The organism is Pseudomonas juntendi (genome assembly GCF_009932375.1).
Classification (GTDB): Bacteria; Pseudomonadota; Gammaproteobacteria; order Pseudomonadales; family Pseudomonadaceae; genus Aquipseudomonas; species Aquipseudomonas juntendi.
In genome coordinates, this window is record NZ_BLJG01000090.1 from 20,605 (window position 1) to 42,760 (window position 22,156).

Annotated in this window: 16 protein-coding genes; 6 read left to right on the forward strand and 10 right to left on the reverse strand. The window is 63.9% G+C overall.

What is annotated here, in order from left to right:
- Positions 1-17: 17 nt before the first annotated feature.
- The 4 genes from GYA94_RS12930 (at position 18) to GYA94_RS12945 (ending at position 3,477) form a co-directional block, all read left to right on the forward strand.
- A complete protein-coding gene (locus GYA94_RS12930; protein WP_110676613.1) occupies positions 18-350 on the forward strand; it encodes a DMT family transporter in 333 nt (110 codons plus the stop codon).
- 121 nt (positions 351-471) lie between these two features.
- Positions 472-1,647 carry an NAD(P)/FAD-dependent oxidoreductase gene (locus GYA94_RS12935; RefSeq protein WP_009681341.1) on the forward strand — a complete coding sequence of 392 codons (1,176 nt, stop codon included), beginning with the start codon at positions 472-474 and terminating at the stop codon, positions 1,645-1,647.
- Complete coding sequence (locus GYA94_RS12940; protein ID WP_110676612.1) at positions 1,644-2,456, forward strand: aldo/keto reductase; 813 nt, start codon at positions 1,644-1,646, stop codon at positions 2,454-2,456. Before GYA94_RS12935 ends, GYA94_RS12940 begins: the two co-directional genes overlap by 4 nt.
- Positions 2,457-2,508: 52 nt before the next feature.
- On the forward strand, positions 2,509-3,477 hold the full coding sequence (locus GYA94_RS12945; protein WP_054904857.1) for a hypothetical protein: 969 nt from the start codon (positions 2,509-2,511) through the stop codon (positions 3,475-3,477).
- 165 nt (positions 3,478-3,642) lie between these two features.
- Here GYA94_RS12945 and hldE read toward each other — a convergent pair whose 3' ends face one another.
- Together hldE and msbA are read right to left on the reverse strand one after the other, a co-directional pair.
- Positions 3,643-5,064 carry a bifunctional D-glycero-beta-D-manno-heptose-7-phosphate kinase/D-glycero-beta-D-manno-heptose 1-phosphate adenylyltransferase HldE gene (gene hldE / locus GYA94_RS12950; RefSeq protein ID WP_009681344.1) on the reverse strand — a complete coding sequence of 474 codons (1,422 nt, stop codon included), beginning with the start codon at positions 5,062-5,064 and terminating at the stop codon, positions 3,643-3,645.
- Between the two features lie 130 nt (positions 5,065-5,194).
- Positions 5,195-7,003 carry a lipid A export permease/ATP-binding protein MsbA gene (gene msbA / locus GYA94_RS12955; protein WP_009681345.1) on the reverse strand — a complete coding sequence of 603 codons (1,809 nt, stop codon included), beginning with the start codon at positions 7,001-7,003 and terminating at the stop codon, positions 5,195-5,197.
- A 215-nt stretch (positions 7,004-7,218) separates the two neighbouring features.
- On the opposite strand from msbA, the gene GYA94_RS12960 reads away from it, so the two are divergent.
- Complete coding sequence (locus GYA94_RS12960) at positions 7,219-7,824, forward strand: serine/threonine-protein kinase (protein ID WP_009681346.1); 606 nt, start codon at positions 7,219-7,221, stop codon at positions 7,822-7,824.
- Positions 7,825-7,908: 84 nt separating this feature from the next.
- Here GYA94_RS12960 and GYA94_RS12965 read toward each other — a convergent pair whose 3' ends face one another.
- From GYA94_RS12965 to putP, 8 genes are all read right to left on the reverse strand, one after another.
- On the reverse strand, positions 7,909-8,682 hold the full coding sequence (locus GYA94_RS12965) for a glycosyltransferase family 2 protein (protein WP_161892429.1): 774 nt from the start codon (positions 8,680-8,682) through the stop codon (positions 7,909-7,911).
- Between the two features lie 65 nt (positions 8,683-8,747).
- Positions 8,748-9,704 carry a glycosyltransferase family protein gene (locus GYA94_RS12970; RefSeq protein ID WP_161892430.1) on the reverse strand — a complete coding sequence of 319 codons (957 nt, stop codon included), beginning with the start codon at positions 9,702-9,704 and terminating at the stop codon, positions 8,748-8,750.
- Positions 9,705-9,741: 37 nt separating this feature from the next.
- Positions 9,742-11,145, reverse strand: a complete 1,404-nt coding sequence (locus tag GYA94_RS12975; protein ID WP_161892431.1) for a PIG-L deacetylase family protein — start codon at positions 11,143-11,145, stop codon at positions 9,742-9,744.
- Entirely contained in the window at positions 11,142-12,038 is an 897-nt protein-coding gene (locus GYA94_RS12980; protein ID WP_161892432.1) for an antimicrobial resistance protein Mig-14, read from the reverse strand. Before GYA94_RS12980 ends, GYA94_RS12975 begins: the two co-directional genes overlap by 4 nt.
- Positions 12,038-13,168, reverse strand: a complete 1,131-nt coding sequence (locus tag GYA94_RS12985) for a glycosyltransferase (RefSeq protein WP_161892433.1) — start codon at positions 13,166-13,168, stop codon at positions 12,038-12,040. Before GYA94_RS12985 ends, GYA94_RS12980 begins: the two co-directional genes overlap by 1 nt.
- A complete protein-coding gene (locus tag GYA94_RS12990) occupies positions 13,152-14,909 on the reverse strand; it encodes a carbamoyltransferase family protein (protein ID WP_054906200.1) in 1,758 nt (585 codons plus the stop codon). Before GYA94_RS12990 ends, GYA94_RS12985 begins: the two co-directional genes overlap by 17 nt.
- A 220-nt stretch (positions 14,910-15,129) precedes the next feature.
- Positions 15,130-15,966 (reverse strand): 23S rRNA (adenine(2030)-N(6))-methyltransferase RlmJ, encoded by an 837-nt coding sequence (locus GYA94_RS12995; protein ID WP_054914014.1) that lies wholly within the window; start codon positions 15,964-15,966, stop codon positions 15,130-15,132.
- A 168-nt stretch (positions 15,967-16,134) separates the two neighbouring features.
- Positions 16,135-17,613 carry a sodium/proline symporter PutP gene (gene putP, locus GYA94_RS13000; RefSeq protein ID WP_009681355.1) on the reverse strand — a complete coding sequence of 493 codons (1,479 nt, stop codon included), beginning with the start codon at positions 17,611-17,613 and terminating at the stop codon, positions 16,135-16,137.
- Positions 17,614-17,970: 357 nt separating this feature from the next.
- Here putP and putA point away from each other — a divergent pair, with 357 nt between their 5' ends.
- Positions 17,971-21,924, forward strand: coding sequence for a trifunctional transcriptional regulator/proline dehydrogenase/L-glutamate gamma-semialdehyde dehydrogenase (gene putA, locus GYA94_RS13005; protein WP_161892434.1), 3,954 nt, complete (start codon positions 17,971-17,973; stop codon positions 21,922-21,924).
- The last annotated feature ends 232 nt before the right edge of the window (positions 21,925-22,156 follow it).

Consider the following 22,156-nt stretch of genomic DNA (forward strand, 5'->3'; position numbering starts at 1 on the left):
AACCGGAGGATCCCACCATGAATGCCTACACCTATCTCGCCATTGCCATCTGCGCCGAAGTCATCGCCACTGCTTCGATGAAAGCGGTAAAAGGCTTGAGCACGCCGTTGCCGCTGCTGCTGATGGTGGTGGGCTACGGCATTGCGTTCTGGATGCTCACCCTGGTGGTGCGCAGCATTCCGGTGGGTATTGCCTATGCCATCTGGTCGGGGCTGGGCATTGTGCTGATCAGTGTGGCGGCGCTGGTGATCTACGGGCAGAAGCTGGATGTGCCGGCGATGCTGGGGATGGCGATGATTGTCGGCGGGGTGGTGGTGATTCAGCTGTTCTCCAAGACCAGCGGGCATTGAGCTGTGCCCCGCGAGGCAAGCCAGCGCCCACGGGGTAGCACTGGCCGGGTTTGCCGGCGGTAGGGCCCGCTGGGGGATACCCTGTATACTTGCCAGCTGTCCCAGTCTTCGAGGTACCGCCATGCCATCTGCCATTTCCACTGACGTGCTGATCGTCGGCGCCGGGGTCGCAGGCCTCTGGCTCAATGCACGCCTGCGCCGCATGGGGTATTCGACAGTGCTGGTGGAGCGCGCCAGCCTTGGCGGTGAGCAGACTATCAAGTCCCAGGGCATTATCCATGGCGGCACCAAGTACGCCCTGCACGGTGCCCTGACCGGCGCGTCGGAAGCCATTGCCGACATGCCGCGCCGCTGGCGCGAAGCCTTGAGCGGCAGCGGCGAGCTGGATCTTGCCGGCACCCGCCTGCTGTCCGATGCCCACTACCTGTGGTCGCCAGGCACCCTGGCCGGCAACCTCACCAGCTTCTTTGCCAGCAAGGCCGTGCGCGGCCGGGTCGATCAGGTAAAGGGCGAGCAACTGCCACCCGCCCTGCAAGACCGCGCGTTCAAAGGCAAGGTCTACCGCCTGGCTGAACTGGTCATCGACGTGCCCAGCCTGCTGGCCAACCTGGCCGAACTGGCAGGTGACAGCCTGCTGGCTGGCGAGCACATCGAACCGCTGCGCGAAGGTGAAGAACTGGTCGGCCTGCGCGTGGACGGCCGTGACATCCGTGCGCAACGCATCGTACTCAGCGCCGGCGCCGGCACCGCCGACCTGCTGCATGCCGTGGGGCTGCAGCAGCCGGCCATGCAAACCCGCCCGTTGCACATGGTGCTAGCCAAAGGCGCCAACCTCAAACCGCTGTACGCACACTGCCTGGGCAGTGGGCCAAAGCCCAGGGTCACCATCACCACCCACCCCGCGGCCGATGGCCAGTGGGTCTGGTACCTGGGTGGCGACCTGGCCGAAGCCGATGGCGTCGCCCGCGAGCCTGCGGCACAAATAGCCGCCGCCCAGAAGGAAATCGCCAGCCTGCTGCCTTGGGTCGACCAAAGCCAACTGCACTGGGCCACACTGCGGGTCGACCGCGCAGAACCGGCACAGTCCGGCCTGGTACGCCCGGACAACGCCTTCCTCGCCGAGCAACACCGCCTGCTGGTGGGCTGGCCAACCAAACTGGCGCTGGCACCGGACTTCAGCGACCGCGTCATCAGCCATCTGCAACGTGACGGGATCCGCCCACAGGCGCATGCCGAGCTAGGCGACCTGCCTCGGCCGGTGCTGGGTGTGCCGGCCTGGGAGCGCCTGCTGCCATGAGCCTGCCCACCCTGCACGGTTTGCACCGCCCGCTGGGCAGCACCGGCTTTCAGGTTTCGCCACTCGGCCTGGGTACGGTCAAGCTGGGCCGCGATCAGGGCGTGAAATACCCCAATGGGTTCACCATCCCCAGCGACGACGAAGCCCGCATGCTGCTGGCCCAGGCCCGTGAACTGGGCATCAACCTGATCGATACCGCCCCCGCCTATGGCCGCAGCGAGGAACGCCTGGGCCCGCTGCTGCGCGGCCAGCGCGACGAGTGGGTGATCGTGAGCAAGGTCGGGGAAGAATTCGACGGTGGCCAGTCACATTTCGACTTCACCGCCGCCCACACCCGCCGCTCGGTGGAGCGCAGCCTGCGCCGCCTGGAAACCGACCGCATCGACCTGGTGCTGGTGCATTCCGACGGCAACGACCTGGCCATTCTTGAGCAGCAAGAGGTGTACCAGACGCTGGCCGCGCTCAAACAAGAGGGCAAGATCCTTGGCTACGGCCTGTCCGGCAAAACCGTCGCTGGCGGCCTGAAAGCCCTGGAGCATGGCGATTGCGCCATGGTCACCTACAACCTCAGCGAGCAGGCAGAACGGCCGGTGCTGGACTACGCTGCCGAGCACGGTAAGGCCATCCTGGTGAAAAAGGCGCTGGCCAGCGGGCACCTTTGCCTGGCGCCGGGTGTCGACCCTGTGAAGGCCAGTTTCGAACTGCTGTTCGCCCACCCGGGCGTCAGCAGTGCTATCGTCGGCACCATCAACCCGTTGCACCTGGCCCATAACGTGGCCACCGTTGCCCGTATCCTGGGCCAGCACTGAGTTACCCACGGCCCCTGGGCCTGGAAACTGACCCGACGCAAGGAGGAGCCTCGTGGCGCGAACGCTGATCCGCAAGAACCCGAGCAACTTCAAGACACTGCCATTGCACGTCGAGGCGAGCGCCGAAGGGCTGATTTACCAGAGCATCGGCATGCCGCTGAATTTCGCCCAGACCCAACAGCGGCGCAAAGCCATCGAACTGCCCGACCCGCAGCGCTTCGTGGCCGAACTGGCAAACCTGGGCGTATCGGTGCGCCTGACGCTGCATTGGCAGAACCGCGATTACTGGGTGCTGGTGCGCCAGCGCCGGCAAGACCGGGGCGATGTGGTACTGAAACTGATTTCCGGCTACGTGCCGGCGCAGGAGCTGAACCTGCCCCTGCATACTGCCGTGCAGGAAGTAGCCGAAGAATGCCTGCTGGAAACCCCGGAAGGCTGGCTGGGCGGGCGCTTCAACGACACTTGGCTACCCGTCCCCTACGCTGCCGCCCTGCACTACCGCGAAACCCCGCACTTCGTGCTGGCCCCGCAATCCGGTGCCGCCCGGCCCGTACACTGTGGCCAGCTGCCCCTGCTGGAGCGGCCGCGGGCCTATGTGCACTTGCCCACTGCGTCGTTGCAACTGATCTATGACATGCGTTTGCAGGTGCCGCGGGACGCCAAGAAGCTCAGCTTGTTCCACGTTGACGAGCGTTTGGAAGGCGACCAACTGGTGGCGAGGCTCAACCGCAAGCGCCCTGACCTGTACCTGATGCCGTTGCAGGACGGCCAACCGCTGGCAGAGCTGTACACGTTGAAGAAGGACGAATTGGTGCCTGCAAGTACGCGCGGGCTGTACCTGGCCGAAAGCTTTGCCAGGCAGGAAGGTTGGGTAGTGGCGGACGAGCGGGTGCGCTGGAGGGATTGGGTCAAGCAGCAAGGCCTGGTGGAAAGCAAGCCGGCGCGGGCCTCACGCCTGCAACGTTTTGGCGACAAGGCGCGGGCGTTGCTGCAGCGGGCGCGCACCTCACTTCACAAATAAGATTCTGAAGCCTGCGTGGCCCCTGTAGGAGCGGCCTTGTGTCGCGAAAGGGCTGCGCAGCAGCCCCAGCTATTTGTGCGTTTGCAGTGGAATCCTGGGGCTGCTACGCAGCCCATCGCGACACAAGGCCGCTCCTACACAGACCAGTGAAAGAGTGGCGCTCGATCAGTGCTTGCGGATCTTCTCGACAATAGCCGTGGTCGAGCTGTTCTCGACCAGCCCCAGCACTTTCACGGTGCCGCCGTAGGCCTTGACGATGTCGGCGCCGACCACCTGGTCGATGCCGTAGTCACCCCCCTTGACCAGCACATCCGGCTTGACCTGGCTCAGCAGATTCTCCGGGGTACCCTCGGAGAAGCTGATCACCCAGTCCACCGCACCCAGCCCGGCCAGCACGGCCATGCGCCGGTCGACGCTGTTGATCGGCCGGCCCGGCCCTTTCAGGCGGCTGACCGAAGCATCGTCGTTGACGGCCACGATCAGGCGATCGCCTTGGGCCCGCGCCTGCTCCAGGTAGGTTACGTGCCCGGCATGCAGGATATCGAAGCAACCGTTGGTGAAAACGATTTTCTCCTTGTGCGCCCGCGCGTCATCGATGGCCAGCAGCAGCTGTTCCAGGCCCAGCACACCGCGCTCGGAGCCTTCCTCACGCTGGATCGCACGGCGCAGTTCAGGGGCGCTGATGGCGGCGGTACCCAACTTGCCGACCACGATACCTGCCGCCAAGTTGGCCAGGGCCACTGCGTGGGGCAAGTCCTCACCGGCGGCAATCGCGGCGGCCAGGGTGGAGATGACGGTATCGCCAGCCCCGGTAACGTCGAACACTTCGCGCGCCCGCGCCGGCAAATGCAGCGCTGGCTGGCCAACGCGCAGCAGGGTCATGCCGTGCTCGCCACGGGTGACCAGCAAGGCGCCCAGGTCCAGGTCCTGAAGCAGCTGCAAACCCTTGGCGACCAGGTCGCCCTCATCGACGCATCGACCTACGATGGTCTCGAACTCGCTGAGGTTGGGGGTGATCAGGCTGGCGCCACGGTAGATGGAAAAATCCTTGCCCTTGGGGTCGGCCAGCACCGGAATGCCCTTGCCCCGGGCGGCCTGGATCAGGGCCTGGTGGTTTTTCAGCGCACCCTTGCCGTAGTCGGACAAGACCAGCACCTTGACCCCCTCGAGCAGGTTGTCGACCTCGCTGGCCAGCGACAGCGGGTCGGTGGCGAAGGGCTCTTCGAAATCGATACGCAGCAGTTGCTGGTGTCGGCTCATGACCCGGAGCTTGACGATGGTCGGCTGGTGGGCGATGCGCTGGAACACCGAGCGCACCCCGGCAGCCTGCAGGCTATTGGCCAGGCTGTCGGCGGCCTCGTCCTGGCCGGTGACGCCGATCAGCGACGCGGGTGCGCCCAGCGCGGCAATGTTCAAGGCAACGTTGGCCGCACCGCCGGGGCGATCCTCGATCTGATCGACCTTGACCACCGGCACTGGCGCCTCGGGCGAAATACGCGAAGTACCGCCATGCCAGTAGCGGTCGAGCATGACATCGCCGACCACCAGTACCGGGGCTTGATCGAAACGCGGCATGGACAACTTCATGGGCAACCCATATGGAAATAATGAACAGGGGCAGGATATTAGCACAGGGTCGTCAATGGCTTTACGGCCAGATAGCCCATGGAAAATTCCCGTGACAATCGGGGCCATGACGGCCCCGATCAAGGAGGGTTCAGGTGATGTCGGCCTTGGCCGGCTCATCCAGGCCCATGGCATGCAGGCGGGCATAATGGCCATTTGCCGCAAGCAACTCGGCATGGGTACCGCGCTCCACCAACCGGCCCTGATCCATCACCAGGATCTGGTCGGCCTTCTCGATGGTGGACAGGCGATGGGCGATGACCAGCGTGGTCCGCCCCTGCATCACGTGGTCCAGCGCCGCCTGGATATGCCGCTCGGACTCGGTGTCCAGGGCAGAGGTGGCCTCGTCGAGAATCAGCAGTGGGGCGTTTTTCAGCAGTGCACGGGCAATTGCCAGGCGCTGGCGCTGACCGCCGGACAGCAGCACGCCGTTTTCACCGACTTCGGTATCGAAGCCCTTCGGCAGACGGTCGACGAACTCCTTGGCGTAGGCATCGGCCGCAGCGGCTTCGATGTCTGCGCGCGGGGCGCCGGCCAGGTCGCCGTAGGCGATGTTGTTGGCCACGGTGTCGTTGAACAGGGTGACATGCTGGGTCACTTGCGACACATGGCGGCGCAGGTTGCGCAGGCGGTAGTTCTCGATCTCCACGCCATCGAGCAGAATCTGCCCTTTGCTGTGGTGATAGAAGCGCGGGATCAGCGCAGCCAGCGTCGACTTGCCACTGCCCGAGCGGCCAACCAGGGCGATCATTTGCCCGGGCTCGGCAGTGAAGCTGATGTCGCTCAGCACCTCGCGGTCGGTACCGGGGTAGGTAAAGCTGAGGTTGCGCACTTCCAGGTGCCCTTCCACGCGCTCCTTCTCGACCGTGCCGGTGTCCAGCTCAGGGGCTTCGTCCAGTTGCTCGAAGATGCTTTCGGCACCTGCAAGGCCCTTCTGGATGGTCGAGCTGACTTCCGACAACTGGCGAATCGGCTTGGGCAACAGGCCGGCAGCGGTGATGTAGGCGACCAGGTCGCCGGCGGTGGACTCGCCCCGCAGGAACAGCACCAGGAACATCAACGCGGCCATGGCGGTGTAGATCACCAGCTGCAACACCGGCGTGTACAGCGAACCGGTCTTGGTCATGCGCAGCTGCTTGTCGGTGTTGCTCAGGCTGGCCTTGCCGAAACGCTGCTCCTCATAGGCCTCGCCACCGAAGCTGCGGACCACGCGATAGCCCTGGATGGTTTCCGAGGCAACGTGGGTGACGTCGCCCATGGCTACCTGGATCTTCTTGCTCTGCTTGCGGAATTTCTTGCTGGCGACGCTGACCATTACCGCGATGACCGGCAGGATGGCGACCATCACCAGGGTCAGGTGCCAGTTCATCCACAGCAGGTAGGCGAACAGGAACACCACGGTCAGGCCTTCGCGGATCACTACCTTGATGGCATCGGTGGCAGCGCCGGTGACCATGGTCACGTTGAAGGTGATGCGTGAAATCAGGTGCCCGGAGTTGTGGTTGTCGAAGTAGCGGTTAGGCAACACCAGCAGTTTGTTGAACAACTCCACCCGCAGGTCGTGCACCAGGCACAGGGAGACCTTGGCCAGGAAGTAGTTACCAAGGAACGAGCCCAGGCCTTGCCAGGCGGCGATCAGGATGATCAGCAGCGGCACGGCCTGAAGCAGTTGCAGGTCGCGCAGGTACGGCACGTTGGGGAACAACACCGCTTCGGGGTTGCTCAGCCCATCGACGAAATATTTGAGGATGCCGGCCAGCATCGGCTGGGTCGAGGCGAAGATCACGAAACCGATGATGCTCAGCAGGAAAATGCCGACGTAGGGTTTCACATAGCCCAGCAGCCGGAAGTAGATCTTCAGGCTGGATGTGTGCTCCGCCGGTCGCGGTGTTTCGGCCATTATCAAGCTCGCTGTTCAGGTTGAACCGGAAATTTTACCACAGGCGTCATTTTCGGCACGCCCCCATGGCAGCATCATCGCAAGGCCGAGCTACAGGGCTGTGTGGGCGAACCCGTTTCCTACCCGATGAATCGAAGACACCATGCATGGTGCTACCGCATTATTTTCGGCATTATTGCCGGTCATTTTGCTCGCCAGACGACAAGGCCCTATTCATGCAATGCTCGCGGCTCAACCAGGTCGACTTCGACCAGCTGACACACGGCGCCCAGGTGCTTGAGGCAGACAGCCATGGCGCCAAAGTCTACCTGCTCGCAGATGGTAATTTCCTCAAGGTTTTTCGTAGAAAACGTCTGATTTCATCTGCACTGCTGCGCCCGTACTCGCAGCGCTTCGTCGACAACGCTGCGCGCCTGGCACAACTGGGCATTCCCACCCTCGAGGTGATCAGCCAACACAAGCTCGACATGCCAGGCCGCACCGCGGTGCTGTATCGCCCTCTGCCGGGGCGCACCTTGCTGCAAATGTCTCGGGATGAAGGTTTCAGCTGGGATATCTACCTGCCGCGCCTGATCGAACTGATCCGCCAGTTGCACCGCAGCGGTGTGTATTTCCGCTCGCTGCACCTGGGCAACGTGGTGGTAACCCCTGACCAGCGCCTGGGCCTGATCGACGTAGCCGACATGCGCTTCCTGCGGCCGCCGCTGTCAGCGCGCATGATCCGGCGCAATGTGCAGCACATGGTGCGTTACATAGAGCGGGAGAACCTCGGCGAGCGCTTCCCCCTCGCTGCATTCGAGGGCGCCCTGCTCGCGCGTTGAGGTCAGCCGAGACATCGCTCGGCCAGCATCAATCGACGTTGTCGGGGGGGCTTGCTGCGGGCAATCGCGGGCATGACTGCGTTGTTACTGTACAAAAACGGTAATACCTGCGCCGATCAAGGCCCCGGCCACCAGCGTCAATGCCAGCTTCATCCGGTCACGCTGACGGCGCTTGGCCTTGCGTTCCACTTCAATGGGTACGGTCACGTGATTACCGAACCCAGTGTGCAATACCGCATCACCTTCTAGCGTGACCGCTGTCAGGTTGAGCTCGGCATAACGCCGGGACAGCGCCTTTTCTCCAGCATAGGCGGCAAATGGCGCACAGCGCTGGTAATCGCTCAACCGCCGCAGGCCGGGGTTCAACGAAAACGCCTGCCATTCGGCCTTGTCCGACAACAGGGGGTAGCACGGCACGCCGGCGATCACCTGCCGATCCCCGAGGTGAATGTACGGGCTGTGCACGGCCAGGTCGTGGGCATGGCTGCGCAGCCACACCTGCAGCAGGTTGGGGCTGGCAGCCAGAATGGCCTGCGAGTCCTCGACGAAGCCTTGGCGATAGAAGTGCCAATCGTCCTCGCAATGGAAGATGTAGGGCGTCTTGACGTGGCTGTAGGCCAGGTCGATAGACGCCAGCTGGCCTAGCTTGGGCCGGTTGAGGAACACCTTGCAGTGCGGTTTCCAGTGCTCTGGCACAGCGTCATGCACGGCATCGTCACCTGAGTCTTCGGTGATGAATACCTCGCGTATGGGCGCCGTGTTGTAGCGATCGAAACTCTCAAGGGTGTCTTTGAGCAGGTCGAACCGCCCACAACTGGTCACGACAAGCGTGACATCACTCTCATTTGAAAAGCGCACCGGACTCCCCCCGCGTTGCGACTGTCGGCTTTCAACGCCCGTTCCTGGGCGCCAAAGCTCTTATGTTAGAAGCCCAGCTTCAGGCGCAGCCGCTGCCATGCAGACAATGGCGGGCGGGGCCTGAGCGCTGGGCGCATGTGCTCGACAATGCTACGGCCTACAGCGCCGAAGCTGAAACGGGAAACCGCCAGATGGCGGCCGTTTTCGGCAATCTGCCGCGCCAGCTCAGGCTCGGCACGCAAGCGTCGCAGCTTGGCCTGAAGGGTCGGGATGGTGTCATACAACACCGCGTTGTGCATGTCCTGTAGACCCAACGCACGGTTTTCCTGCTCGCCCTGGTCATAGGCCAGCAGTACACAGCCGCAGGCCATGGCCTCGAAGTTCTTGATCATGTATTCGCCCATGCCGACATCGGCGCTGACGAAAAACCGGATTCGGTTGAGCGTGTTGCAATAGTCTTCGCCCGACTTGGTGCGGGTTACCAGCAGGTCCTCGACCTGCCCCAACTCGTCCAGCAGCGCCTTGCGGCCGCTGTAGGCCACGCTGTTGACACTGCCGACGAAGGCCAGTTCGATATCGCGCTCGCGCCCTTGGTCAGCCAGCAACTGCTCGTCATAACCCTTGGGCACGAATACCGCATCGAAGCCTTCCTGGCGCAGGCGCTCGCTGACCATGTAGCCAGAGCTGATCACACGCGCCCATGGCAGTTGCCGGTAGTGGGCGCTGAACTTGCCGGTGTACTTGCACGGGATGTAGTTCTGGTAGGCGTCGTGCTCGAGTATGACCAGGTTCGGCACGGTACGAATGAACGCGACCTGGCGGATTTCCTGCTTGAAGCGCAGAAAGAAAACAATGCGGTCATAGCGCTCGACCTGCACTTGGCGCTTGAAGTAGCGGCGCAGGTTGCGTTGGTCTTCGCTGGTCAACCAGCGCAGGTCGCATTCGCAGTTGGCCGCGACGCCGTCGTACAGGCGATCCAGGATCGCGCGCTGTTCCTTCTGTACCAGAAATAGGACTTTCATCATGTTCCTTGGGCGCTCTGCGCCAACGCGGTCAGTTTTACAGCTCACGCCGCCAGAACAGCTCATGCCGGCGCACCGCCTTGCGGAAGAACTCGTTCTCCCCATAAGGCGACGGGCGGCGACCGGCCAGCCACCGTTGCAGCAAGCGGCGCAGGCGACGCTTGAAGGGGGCTGGCGGTTGCAGGTCGTGCATCATGCCCAGCGCCATCGCCTTGTCACGCTGGCTGGCCAGGTCCAGTACCAGGCTGCAGGGGGCCCAGGCCTGATCCGCGCTCAACTGCGGCGGCAACGCCACGCCGTCACCGCTATCGCCCATTGGCCAGCGATCGTTGTCATGCAGGTGGTTGGCGTAGCACAGCAGGGTCTGTGGCTTCCAGGCCAGCCCCTGCAAGGCTTCGAGCACGGCGGCCTGGGCGCAGACGTGATCGGGGTGCGGGTCCAGCTGGGGGTGCGGCAGCACCAGCACTTCGGGCCTGGCCAACTCGAGCACAGCCCGCAAGTCGGCCAACAGGTTGTGCCAGGTAGGGGCACCGTCCTGGTCGGCGGGCAGCGGGAACGGGTTGAACTGGCGGAACGGGCGGATATCGGCCATGTCGGCTTCACGAGACACCGCAGGCCGATCGGGCGCCGCCTGCATGGCAGGCAATTGCAGGCAGAAGTAACCCAACTGCACACAACGAGACTCCGCCACCCCGGCCCAGCGCGGCACGGCAATGCTGTCCCAGGCGCGCAGGCGACCTTTCAGGCGAGCGGCTTCGGCCTTGCCCAGGCCCATCTGCCGATAATGCTCGGCCTCGATTTCACCGGCGGTCAGCGTGACCACCCAGGCTTCCTGCGCTTGGCTGTATAGCCCGTAGGCGGCCAACTCGGCGTCATCGGCATGGGGTGCAATCACCATTACCCGCCGCCGTTGCAGTTCGACCGCCGGGGTTATCCACAAGCGCGGCTGGCCCAGCAGCCGGCAATGCCGGCCACGCAAGCGCAGTGTGCCGGCCTGCAGGGGCGCGGCCAGGCCGGTGAGGTTGAGATAACGCAAGCCGGCGACACCGCGCTCGAAGGTTTGCTGGTCGGCCTGCTCGCCCGCCAGCAGTTCGACCCGCGGATCGAGAAAACGCCCCAGCCAACTGCTTTTCATGTGCAGTTCGAGCACCAGGGTTTCCCCGCCCTGCAGCACGCAGTCGGCCTTGAGCAGACCGGCCTGCAAGCGCGCGGCCACGGGCCGGGTGTGCTCCCCGAAGTCGTAGGCGTAATCTTCGCCCGGGGTGTAGAACAGATGGTCGGCAAACCACGCCTCATGCGCAGCCCACAGCAGCGGCAACAGCAAAAGCGGCAGCCACCACCAGGTGGCCAGGCCTAAGGCGACCAGCCCGGCCAACCCTGCCAGCAGCGCCAGGCGTTTGTTGCGCCGGTGGCGCTTGAGCAACTGCTGCTTGCGACTCATGCCTGGTACACCGGGACGGGGTTGCACCAACGCTCCTTGTACTCGCGATCGGCACGACCGAACGAGAACCGCAGCGGCTTGTTGCGCGCTCGGGCGTCGTCCCAGGCCGCCTGGGTGTTGAGGAAGCTCAACACGCTACCTGGGCTGAAGGCCTTGGTTTCGGGGTCGACACCGCCGTTGATGTACTCCACGCTGACCCACTGCGGTGCCTCGACGCGGTACACCAGCTGGATCGCTATCGGCTTGCCGTCCAGCAGCAGTACCGAGCCGATCAGCAGCTCACGCAGCCGCTCCAGTACATCGGCCATGCGCTCGGCACCGGTGGCCGGGAAGCCCCAGCGGCGCTGGAACAGGTCGCAGTACATGCTGGCGATTTCCTGTGCGCTGAACGCGCTGATCGGGCGCACCACCCCGCCCGCCTCTTCCAGCAGGCGCAGCTCGCGGCGCTGGTTGTAGCGGAACTTCTTCGACAGGTCTTCGTGCGCGCGGGCCATGGCCAGCTGTTCCTTCTGCACCTTGAGCCCGCTGAAGCGGCCCTGGTTCAGTTCGGACAGGTAGCGCACGCTGTGACGCAGCGGTGCGCCGGCATCGGCTGCGGCCGGCAGGATGATTTCGGCGTTGCCGAGGTCGAACAGGGCTTTCTTGCCGGCGCGTTTGAGCACGTCCTTGGACAGCGCCAGGTGGCGCCCCCAGGTCGCAATGGCGGCTTTCAGCTCGCCATTCTGGTGCCAGCCAAGGTAGCGCACGGGTATCTGCGCCAGGTCAGCCAGTTGCTCGACCACCAGCGGGTGAGTCGCGACGCTGCCGCCAAAGCGGGCCCACGCCTGGGCATAGGCGTGGGCGTCGATCACTTGCCAGCCGCGTTCGCGCCAAGCCTGAATACGATTGAGCATCACGCCTGCCCCACCAGCGCACGCACCTGCGGCAGTTGCCAGAAAGCCTCGCGCACGGCCTGGTCGGAAAAGCGCTCACGCAGGCGTTGCAGCATGTGTTCGGCACAGGCCTGGCGCTGCTGCCCGTCGAGCACGGCCATATGTTCCAGGCCCTGGGCCAACTGCCCGGGGTCGCCCAGCGGGAACAGCACGCCAACGCCCTCGACCACCTCGCGAGCACCGCCACAGGCGGTGGCCAACACGGGCACCCCGGCTACCATGGCCTCGAGCAGGACCATACCGAACGGCTCATGGTCGGAGCTCAGGGCGAACACGTCGAAAGCCCGGAAGTAACGGCGCGCGTCCGGCACCTGGCCAAGGAAGTCGACCTGCCCGGCAATACCCAGTTCGCCAGCCAGGGCCTTGAGCTTGCCTTCCAGCCGCCCCTTGCCAAGGATCGCCAGCCGGGCGCCGGCTGGCAGCCCAGGCAGTGCCTGGGCAAAACCGCGCAACAGCGTGGCCTGGTCCTTGTCCGGGTGCAGCCGGCCGACATTGCCGACGATCCATGCCTGCGCATCCAGGCCCAGCGCCTGACGCGCCTCGGCGCGCGGCACCTGGGCCGCCTGCAGGGCCTCGATGTCGATACGGTTGTACAGCGTCTGGATGCGTTCGGCCGGCCACTGCGGCAAGCAACGACGCATGTCGTCGCGTACGGCATCCGACACCCCGAGCAGGCTCAGGCGTTTGCCGAACAGGTTGGCGAAAATGCGCCGCCCCTTGCGCTGGTAGTCACCAAAGGCATGGTGCACGCCGATCACCGGCAAGCCAGTAGCCAGCAACGCGACATAGATCGGCTTGAAGCGGTGGGCGATGCAGAACGCAAAATTGCGCTCGGCCGCAATCCGCCGCAGGGCGCGGATCGCGCCCAGCTTGAGACCACGCACGGCCTTGGAGCTGAAGCCCAGGAACAGCACCTCGTCCGAGGCGCAACCCGCCGCTACTTGCGGGTCGGCGGCACCCGTGAGGAACACCGTGGTCACCCGGTAGCCACGCCCCTGGAACAGGCTGGCGTACTGACGGGCACAGTCCAGAAACGGCCCGTCATAGCCATGGCAGAACTGCAGGATGCGCGGTTCAGAGCGGCTGGTCATAGGCCGCAGCGCCGTCCTTCACAACCAGGATGTCTTCCATGATCAGGTATTGCAGGTCCGAGCCGAAGAACATGTTCAGGGCGTCGGTCGGCGAGCAGATCATCGGCTCGCCACGGCGGTTCAGCGAGGTGTTCAGCGACACGCCGTTGCCGGTCAGGTCTTCGAGCGCCTTCATCATGTCGTAGTAGCGCGGGTTGTACTCGCGCTTGAGCACCTGGGCACGCGAGGTACCGTCCTCGTGAACCACCTCCGGCACACGGGTTTTCCACTCTTCAGCCACTTCGAAGGTGAAGGTCATGAACGGCGCCGGGTGATCGACCTTGATCATCTGCGGGGCGACAGTGTCGAGCATCGACGGGCAGAAAGGTCTCCAGCGCTCGCGGAACTTGATCTGCTCGTTGATACGGTTGGCGACGCCCGGCACGCTCGGGCAACCGATGATCGAACGCCCGCCCAAGGCGCGCGGGCCAAACTCCATGCGGCCCTGGAACCAGGCCACCGGGTTGCCATCGACCATGATCTTGGCGATACGCTGCGGCATGTCGTCGAGCTTGCGCCACGCCGGTGCATTCGGGTGCCGAGCGCAGGCAGCGATCACGTCCTCGTTGGAATAGGACGGGCCGAGGTAGACGTGCTCCATCTTCTCGACCGGTACGCCACGGGCGTGGGACACGTAGGCCGCAGCGCCAACCGCAGTACCGGCGTCGCCGGAAGCCGGCTGCACGAACAGCTCTTTGACATCCGGGCGGGCGATGATCTTCTGGTTGAGCTTGACGTTCAGCGCGCAGCCGCCGGCAAACGCCAGCTTGCCGGTTTCGCGCAGGGTGTCACCCAGGTAGTGGTCGATCATCTGCAGGGCGATCTTCTCGAACAACGCCTGCATGCTGGCCGCGTAATGGATGTACGGCTCGTCGGCGATATCGCCTTCGCGCTTGGGCCCCAGCCACTCGATCAGCTTGGGCGAGAAGTAGAAGCCCTTGCCCTTTTCTTTATGGCGGCGCAGACCGATGACGTTGGCGTATTCGGTATTGATCACCAGTTCACCGTTCTCGAAGCTGGCCAGGCGCGAGAAGTCGTATTTGCTGGCATCGCCATACGGCGCCATGCCCATGACCTTGAACTCGCCATCAAGCATCTCGAAACCAAGGAACTCGGTAATGGCACCGTACAGCCCACCCAACGAGTCCGGGTCGAAGAATTCCTTGATCTTGTGGATCTTGCCGTTTTCGCCGTAGCCGAAGAAGGTGGTGGCGTACTCGCCTTTACCGTCGATGCCGAGGATGGCCGTTTTTTCCTTGAAGCCCGAGCAGTGATAGGCGCTGGAAGCATGGGCCAGGTGGTGCTCGACCGGCTCGATCTTGATCTTTTTCGGGTCGAAGCCCAGTTGCTCCAGGCACCAGACGATCTTCTTGCGGTAGCGCTTGTAGCGGCGGTTGCCCATCAGGATTGCATCGAGGGCGCGATCCGGGGCGTACCAGTAGCGCTTGGCATAGTGCCAGCGCGCCTTGCCGAACAGGCTGATGGGCGCGAACGGGATGGCAACCACGTCGACGTCGGATGGCTTGATGCCTGCCTGCTCCAGGCAGAACTTCGCCGACTCGTAGGGCATGCGGTTCTTCGCATGCTTGTCACGCACGAAGCGCTCTTCTTCGGCGGCGGCAATCAGCTTGCCATCAATGTACAGGGCCGCGGAAGGGTCATGGCTAAGGGCGCCGGACAGGCCAAGAATCGTCAATGCCAAGGGATTAGCCTCTTCATTCGGTAGAGATGCGCCAGCGGCCGCTTGGGCGGGTGGCGACTAAAAGGCGGGATTATAACGCAAACATGTGCGCAACGCGGCAACCTGTACCGGCCTCATCGCCGGCAAGCCAGCTCCCACAGGTAGAGCATCGCCCTTGAGGCCTGCGCTGCCCCTGTGGGAGCTGGCTTGCCGGCGATGAGGCCGTTACAGCCAACCAGGACTACTCGGCGATCAGCCAGTCCATGCGGTAGCTACCGGCAGTCTGCGCCAGCTCCTTGGCCAGCCACGGCAGCAACTCCTTGAGCTCGTCTTCCAGCCCCCACGGCGGGTTGGCGATGGCCAGGCCAGAACCATTGAGCCCCTGAGGGCTGTCCTGATGGTGCACATACAGCTCCACCCGCAGCAGCTTGGGTGCGCCGGTGCTGGTCAGGTCCTGGTAATAGCGTGTCAACGAACGCTGGTCCTTGATCGGGTACCAGATGGCTGCAACCGTCTGGCGCATGCGCCCAATGGCCTCTTTCATGGCCGTGGTGCAGCGCTTGAGCTCATCGGCCTGCTCGAACGGCGGGTCGATCAGCATGATCGCGCGCTTTTCCTGCACGGGCAGCAAGGCCCGCGGCACGTGCCAGCCTTCACCCAGGTGCACGGTAACGCGCGGGTCTTTCTTCATGTTCTCCTTGAGCAGCGGCCCGTCTTCCGGGTGCTTCTCATTGAGCAGGGCACGGTCCTGCTGGCGCATCAAACGCCGGGCCAGCTCAGGCGAACCAGGGTAGTAGCGCAGCTCGCCGTCGGCGTTCAAACGCTTGATGACGCGCAGGTAGTCAGCGGCCATGGCCGGCAGGTCATCGCGGTTCCACAGGCGGGCCACACCTTGCTGATACTCGCCGGTGCGGCTTGCCTGGTCGCCCTGCAGGTCGTACAGGCCAAGCCCTGCGTGGGTATCGATGTAGGCGAACGGCTGCTCCTTGCGCGACATCAGGGCGATGAGGCGGGTCAGCACGATGTGTTTGAGGACGTCGGCGTGGTTGCCGGCGTGGAAGGCGTGACGATAGTTCATGGCAACTCCTGCGAAGGCGGCAAGTTTACCTTGCCTTGCAGGCGGCGTCAGGCCTGGCTGTCGGTCGGCGGCGGCTTCTTCGCGGGCTTGCCCGCTCCCACACGGATCGCACTGGTTTCAGGTTCCGTGCAAACCCTGTGGAAGCAGGCGCCGCCGGCTCAGCGGGTATTACTTGTCAGCGTGGTACGCCGCATCAGCCGTCTCGAAGCGCTGCACCATCGCCTGCGAAGGGCTGCCCAGCTTGCTCACCACGAAGATGGCAATGCTCGCCAGCAGGAAGCCCGGGATGATTTCGTACAGGCCCCAGACATCGATCTGCTTCCACAGGATCACGGTCAGTGCACCGACCACAATACCGGCCAGCGCGCCGTTACGGGTCATGCCTTTCCACAGGACCGAAATCAGCACCACCGGGCCGAAGGCTGCACCGAAGCCGGCCCAGGCATAGGCCACCAGGCCCAGCACACGGTTTTCCGGGTTGGCCGCCATGGCGATGGCGATCAGGGCCACCGCCAGCACCATCAGGCGGCCGACCCACACCAGTTCACGCTGCGACGCATGCTTGCGCAGGAAGGCTTTGTAGAAGTCTTCGGTCAGGGCACTGGAGCAGACCAGCAACTGGCAGCTCAGGGTGCTCATCACCGCCGCCAGAATGGCCGACAGCAATACGCCGGCAATCCAGGGGTTGAACAGAATCTTCGCCAGCTCGATGAACACGCGCTCGTGGTTTTCGGTAACCGGGCCAGCCAGATCAGGATTGGCCGAGAAATAGGCGATGCCGAAGAAGCCCACGGCGCAGGTACCGGCCAGGCACAGGATCATCCAGGCCATGGAGATGCGACGGGCGTTGGCAATCGACTTCACAGAGTCGGCCGCCATGAAGCGCGCCAGGATGTGTGGTTGGCCGAAATAGCCCAGGCCCCAACCCATCAACGAGATGATGCCGATGAAAGTTGCGCCTTTGAACATGTCGAAGTTGGCCGGGTTGACCGCCTCGATGGCCGCGAAGGTAGTGTCGAAGCCACCTGTGGAGATCAGCACGATCACCGGTGTGAGGATCAACGCGAAGATCATCAGCGACGCCTGCACCGTGTCGGTCCAGCTCACCGCCAGGAAGCCACCCACGAAGGTGTAGGCGATGGTAGCGGCAGCGCCAGCCCACAAGGCGGTTTCGTAGGGCATGCCGAAGGTGCTTTCGAACAGACGGGCACCGGCAACGATGCCGGAAGCGCAGTAGATGGTGAAGAACACCAGGATGACGATGGCGGAAATGATGCGCAGCAAGCCGCTATTGTCGTCGAAACGGCTGGAGAAATAGTCCGGCAGGGTCAACGCGTCACCGTTGTGCTCGGTTTGCACGCGCAGGCGACCGGCCACGAACAGCCAGTTCAGGTAGGCACCCACGGTCAGGCCGATGGCGATCCAGGCCTCGGACAGGCCGGCGAAGTAGATGGCGCCCGGCAGGCCCATCAGCAGCCAGCCACTCATGTCGGAAGCACCGGCAGACAGTGCGGTTACCACGCTGCCCAGGCTGCGCCCGCCCAGAATGTAGTCGGAAAGGTTGTTGGTGGAGCGATAGGCGGCGAAGCCGATCAGCACCATTGCCGCGATGTAGATCACGAAGGTGATCGTTAGTGGGTTGCCCATGTGTGTGCCCTGGCGTTTGTTTTTATCTCATGCACAACCGCAGCGTTTGCGGTTGCACCCAGGCGGCGAATGCTATGCAACAACGCAAAGTGGGTGCAACCATTTTTCATTTGCAAGTTGCACCTGCCCGTGCATTTTCCGACAAAGCCTATTTCTTGCCCCATTTTGGAGCGAGAAGGTCGTTTTCGTGATTGGACCGCGCCAAAAACGACCCTTCGCCCCACCCGAAAATCACTGTCGGACGAGTTGCACCTTTTCCTCGAAAAATTCGGGTTGCACCTGGTTGCACCCGAATTGTCCTACAGCTAATCTTGGCGCCAGCTTAGGCCACAGCCGTGGCAATAACGAGGATAAGAAATGGCGACGACCACCCTTGGGGTCAAACTCGATGACCCTACCCGTGAGCGACTCAAGGCAGCAGCGCAGTCGATAGACCGCACGCCGCATTGGTTGATCAAGCAGGCGATCTTCAACTACCTGGAGAAGCTCGAGGGTGGCGCGACCCTGAACGACCTCAACGGCCATGCCGGCAGCCTGGCCGATGACGCCGGCGAGGTCCAGCCTGACCATGGTCACCAGTGCTTCCTGGAATTCGCCGAGAGCATCCTGCCCCAGTCGGTACTGCGCTCGGCCATTACCGCCGCATACCGCCGCCCCGAGCAGGAAGTGGTACCGATGTTGCTGGAACAGGCGCGCCTCAGCGCACCGCTGGCCGAGGCGACCAACAAGCTGGCCGCCGGCATTGCCGAGAAACTGCGCAACCAGAAAAGCGCCGGCGGCCGGGCGGGCATCGTTCAGGGCCTGCTGCAGGAGTTCTCGCTGTCTTCGCAGGAAGGCGTGGCCCTGATGTGCCTGGCCGAAGCCCTGCTGCGCATCCCCGACAAGGGCACCCGTGACGCACTGATCCGCGACAAGATCAGCAACGGCAACTGGCAGCCGCACCTGGGCAACAGCCCGTCGCTGTTCGTCAACGCCGCCACCTGGGGCCTGCTGCTGACCGGCAAGCTGGTCAGCACGCACAACGAAGCCGGCCTCACCTCCTCGCTCACCCGCATCATCGGCAAGAGCGGCGAGCCGATGATCCGCAAGGGTGTCGACATGGCCATGCGCCTGATGGGCGAGCAGTTCGTCACGGGCGAAACCATTGCCGAAGCCCTGGCCAATGCCAGCCGTTTCGAGGCCAAGGGCTTCCGTTATTCCTACGACATGCTCGGCGAGGCCGCCCTCACCGAGCACGATGCGCAGAAATACCTGGCGTCCTACGAGCAGGCCATCCACTCGATCGGCAAGGCTTCGCATGGCCGCGGCATCTATGAAGGCCCAGGCATCTCGATCAAGCTGTCGGCGCTGCACCCGCGCTACAGCCGTGCCCAGTACGAGCGGGTGATGGAAGAGCTGTACCCGCGCCTGCTGTCGCTGACCTTGCTGGCCAAGCAATACGACATCGGCCTGAACATCGACGCCGAGGAAGCCGACCGCCTGGAGCTGTCGCTGGACCTGCTCGAGCGCCTGTGCTTCGAGCCGGCGCTGGCTGGCTGGAACGGCATCGGCTTCGTCATCCAGGCCTACCAGAAGCGCTGCCCGTACGTGATCGACTACGTTATCGACCTGGCCAAGCGCAGCCGCCACCGCCTGATGATCCGCCTGGTCAAAGGTGCCTACTGGGACAGCGAGATCAAGCGCGCCCAGGTCGAGGGGCTGGAGGGCTACCCGGTATACACGCGCAAGGTGTACACCGACGTGTCCTACGTGGCGTGCGCACGCAAGCTGCTGGCCGTACCCGAGGCCATATACCCGCAATTCGCCACCCACAACGCCCACACCCTGTCGGCCATCTACCATATTGCCGGGCAGAACTATTACCCGGGCCAGTACGAGTTCCAGTGCCTGCACGGCATGGGCGAGCCCCTGTACGAGCAGGTGGTCGGCAAGCTGGCCGATGGCAAGCTGAACCGCCCATGCCGCGTCTATGCTCCGGTGGGCACCCACGAAACGTTGCTGGCCTACCTGGTGCGTCGCCTGCTGGAAAACGGCGCCAACACCTCGTTCGTCAACCGCATTGCCGACCACTCGATCTCGATCCAGGAACTGGTCGCCGACCCGGTCGCCAGCATCGAACGCATGGGCACCCAGGAGGGCAGCATCGGCCTGCCGCACCCGCGCATCCCATTGCCGCGTGACCTGTATGGCAGCGAACGGGCCAACTCGGCCGGTATCGACATGGCCAACGAGCACCGCCTGGCTTCGCTGTCCTGCGCCATGCTGGCCACCGCTCACAACGACTGGAAAGCCGCCCCGCTGCTGGCCTGCGCCGCCAGTGAGGCGGCTGCGGTAGCGGTGCTGAACCCGGCAGACCACCGCGATGTGGTTGGCCATGTGCAGGAAGCCACGGTCGCCGACGTGGACAATGCCATCCAGTGCGCCATCAACGCGGCGCCGATCTGGCAGGCCACCCCGCCGGCAGAGCGCGCCGCGATTCTGGAGCGTACCGCCGACCTGATGGAGGCAGAAATCCAGCCGTTGATGGGGCTGCTGATTCGCGAAGCCGGCAAGACCTTTGCCAACGCCATCGCCGAAGTGCGCGAGGCGGTGGACTTCCTGCGCTACTACGCGGTGCAGGCCCGCAACGACTTCAGCAATGACGCGCACCGCCCGCTGGGGCCGGTGGTCTGCATCAGCCCATGGAACTTCCCGCTGGCGATTTTCACCGGTCAGGTGGCCGCAGCCCTGGCTGCCGGCAACCCGGTACTGGCCAAGCCTGCCGAACAGACCCCACTGATCGCCGCGCAGGCCGTGCGCCTGTTACTGGACGCCGGCATTCCGGAAGGTGTATTGCAGTTGCTGCCAGGGCGCGGTGAAACCGTGGGTGCCGGCCTGGTCGGTGACGAGCGGGTCAAAGGCGTGATGTTCACCGGCTCCACCGAAGTCGCGCGCCTGCTGCAGCGCAACGTCGCCGGCCGCCTGGACAACCAGGGGCGGCCGATCCCGCTGATCGCCGAAACCGGTGGCCAGAACGCCATGATCGTCGACTCTTCTGCGCTCACAGAGCAAGTGGTGATCGACGTGGTATCGTCGGCCTTCGACAGTGCCGGCCAGCGTTGCTCGGCCCTGCGTGTGCTGTGCCTGCAGGAAGACTCCGCCGACCGCGTGATCGAAATGCTCAAGGGGGCCATGGCTGAAAGCCGCCTGGGCTGCCCGGACCGCCTGGCAGTGGACATTGGCCCGGTGATCGACGCCGAAGCCAAGGCCGGTATCGAGAAGCACATCCAGGGCATGCGTGAAAAAGGCCGCTCGGTCTACCAGGTCGCGATCGCCGATGCCGCCGAGATCAAGCGCGGCACCTTCGTCATGCCGACCCTGATCGAGCTGGACAGCTTCGACGAGCTGAAGCGTGAAATCTTCGGCCCAGTGCTGCACGTGGTGCGCTACAACCGCCGCAACCTCGACCAGTTGATCGAGCAGATCAACAACTCCGGCTATGGCCTGACCCTCGGCGTGCACACCCGCATCGACGAGACCATTGCCAAGGTGGTGGAAACCGCCAACGCCGGCAACATGTACGTCAACCGCAACATCGTTGGCGCCGTGGTAGGCGTGCAGCCCTTCGGTGGTGAAGGCCTGTCTGGTACCGGCCCGAAAGCCGGCGGCCCGCTGTACCTGTATCGCCTGCTGTCGACCCGCCCGGCCGACGCGATTGGCCGCCACTTCCAGCAACAGGATGGCGAAGGCAAGCCGGACCGTACCCTGCATGAGAAACTGGTGAAGCCGCTGCACGGTTTGAAGGCCTGGGCCGAGAGCAATCAGCTGGCCGAACTGGCCGCGCTGTGCGACCAGTTCGCTGGCCAGTCGCAGAGCGGTATCGCCCGCCTGCTGCCAGGCCCGACCGGTGAGCGCAACAGCTACACCATCCTGCCGCGCGAGCATGTGCTGTGCCTGGCGGACAATGAAACCGACCTGCTGGCGCAGCTCGCTGCGGTGCTGGCTGTTGGCAGCTCGGCGGTGTGGGCTGACAGCGAACCGGGCAAGGCCTTGCGCGCGCGCCTGCCGCGTGAGTTGCAGGCCAAGGTGAAGCTGGTGGCGGACTGGAACAAGGATGAAGTGGCCTTCGACGCCGTGATCCACCATGGCGACTCGGACCAGCTGCGTGGCGTTTGCCAGCAGGTGGCCAAGCGTGGCGGGGCGATCGTGGGTGTGCACGGGTTGTCCAGCGGGGATCATCAGATTGCGCTGGAGCGGCTGGTGATTGAGCGCGCGGTTAGTGTGAATACTGCGGCGGCCGGTGGTAACGCCAGCTTGATGACGATTGGCTGAGGCTGAGGCTGAGGGTTGTTGAGGGAAGGGAGAGCTTTGGCTCTCCTTTTTTTATGGGTGTCCGCCTTGAGATTGGGGGTGGGCTGACAGGTGACCGACACAACATTTTCAGCGCCTGTGAGACCGAGCGCCGCCCGCGCGGCGCATCGAGCTAGCGGGCGCCCTACGGTTCTTGCCCGACAACCACCTGCGGAACATCCACGCGAACGCTTCCGCGCATCGCTTGATATGC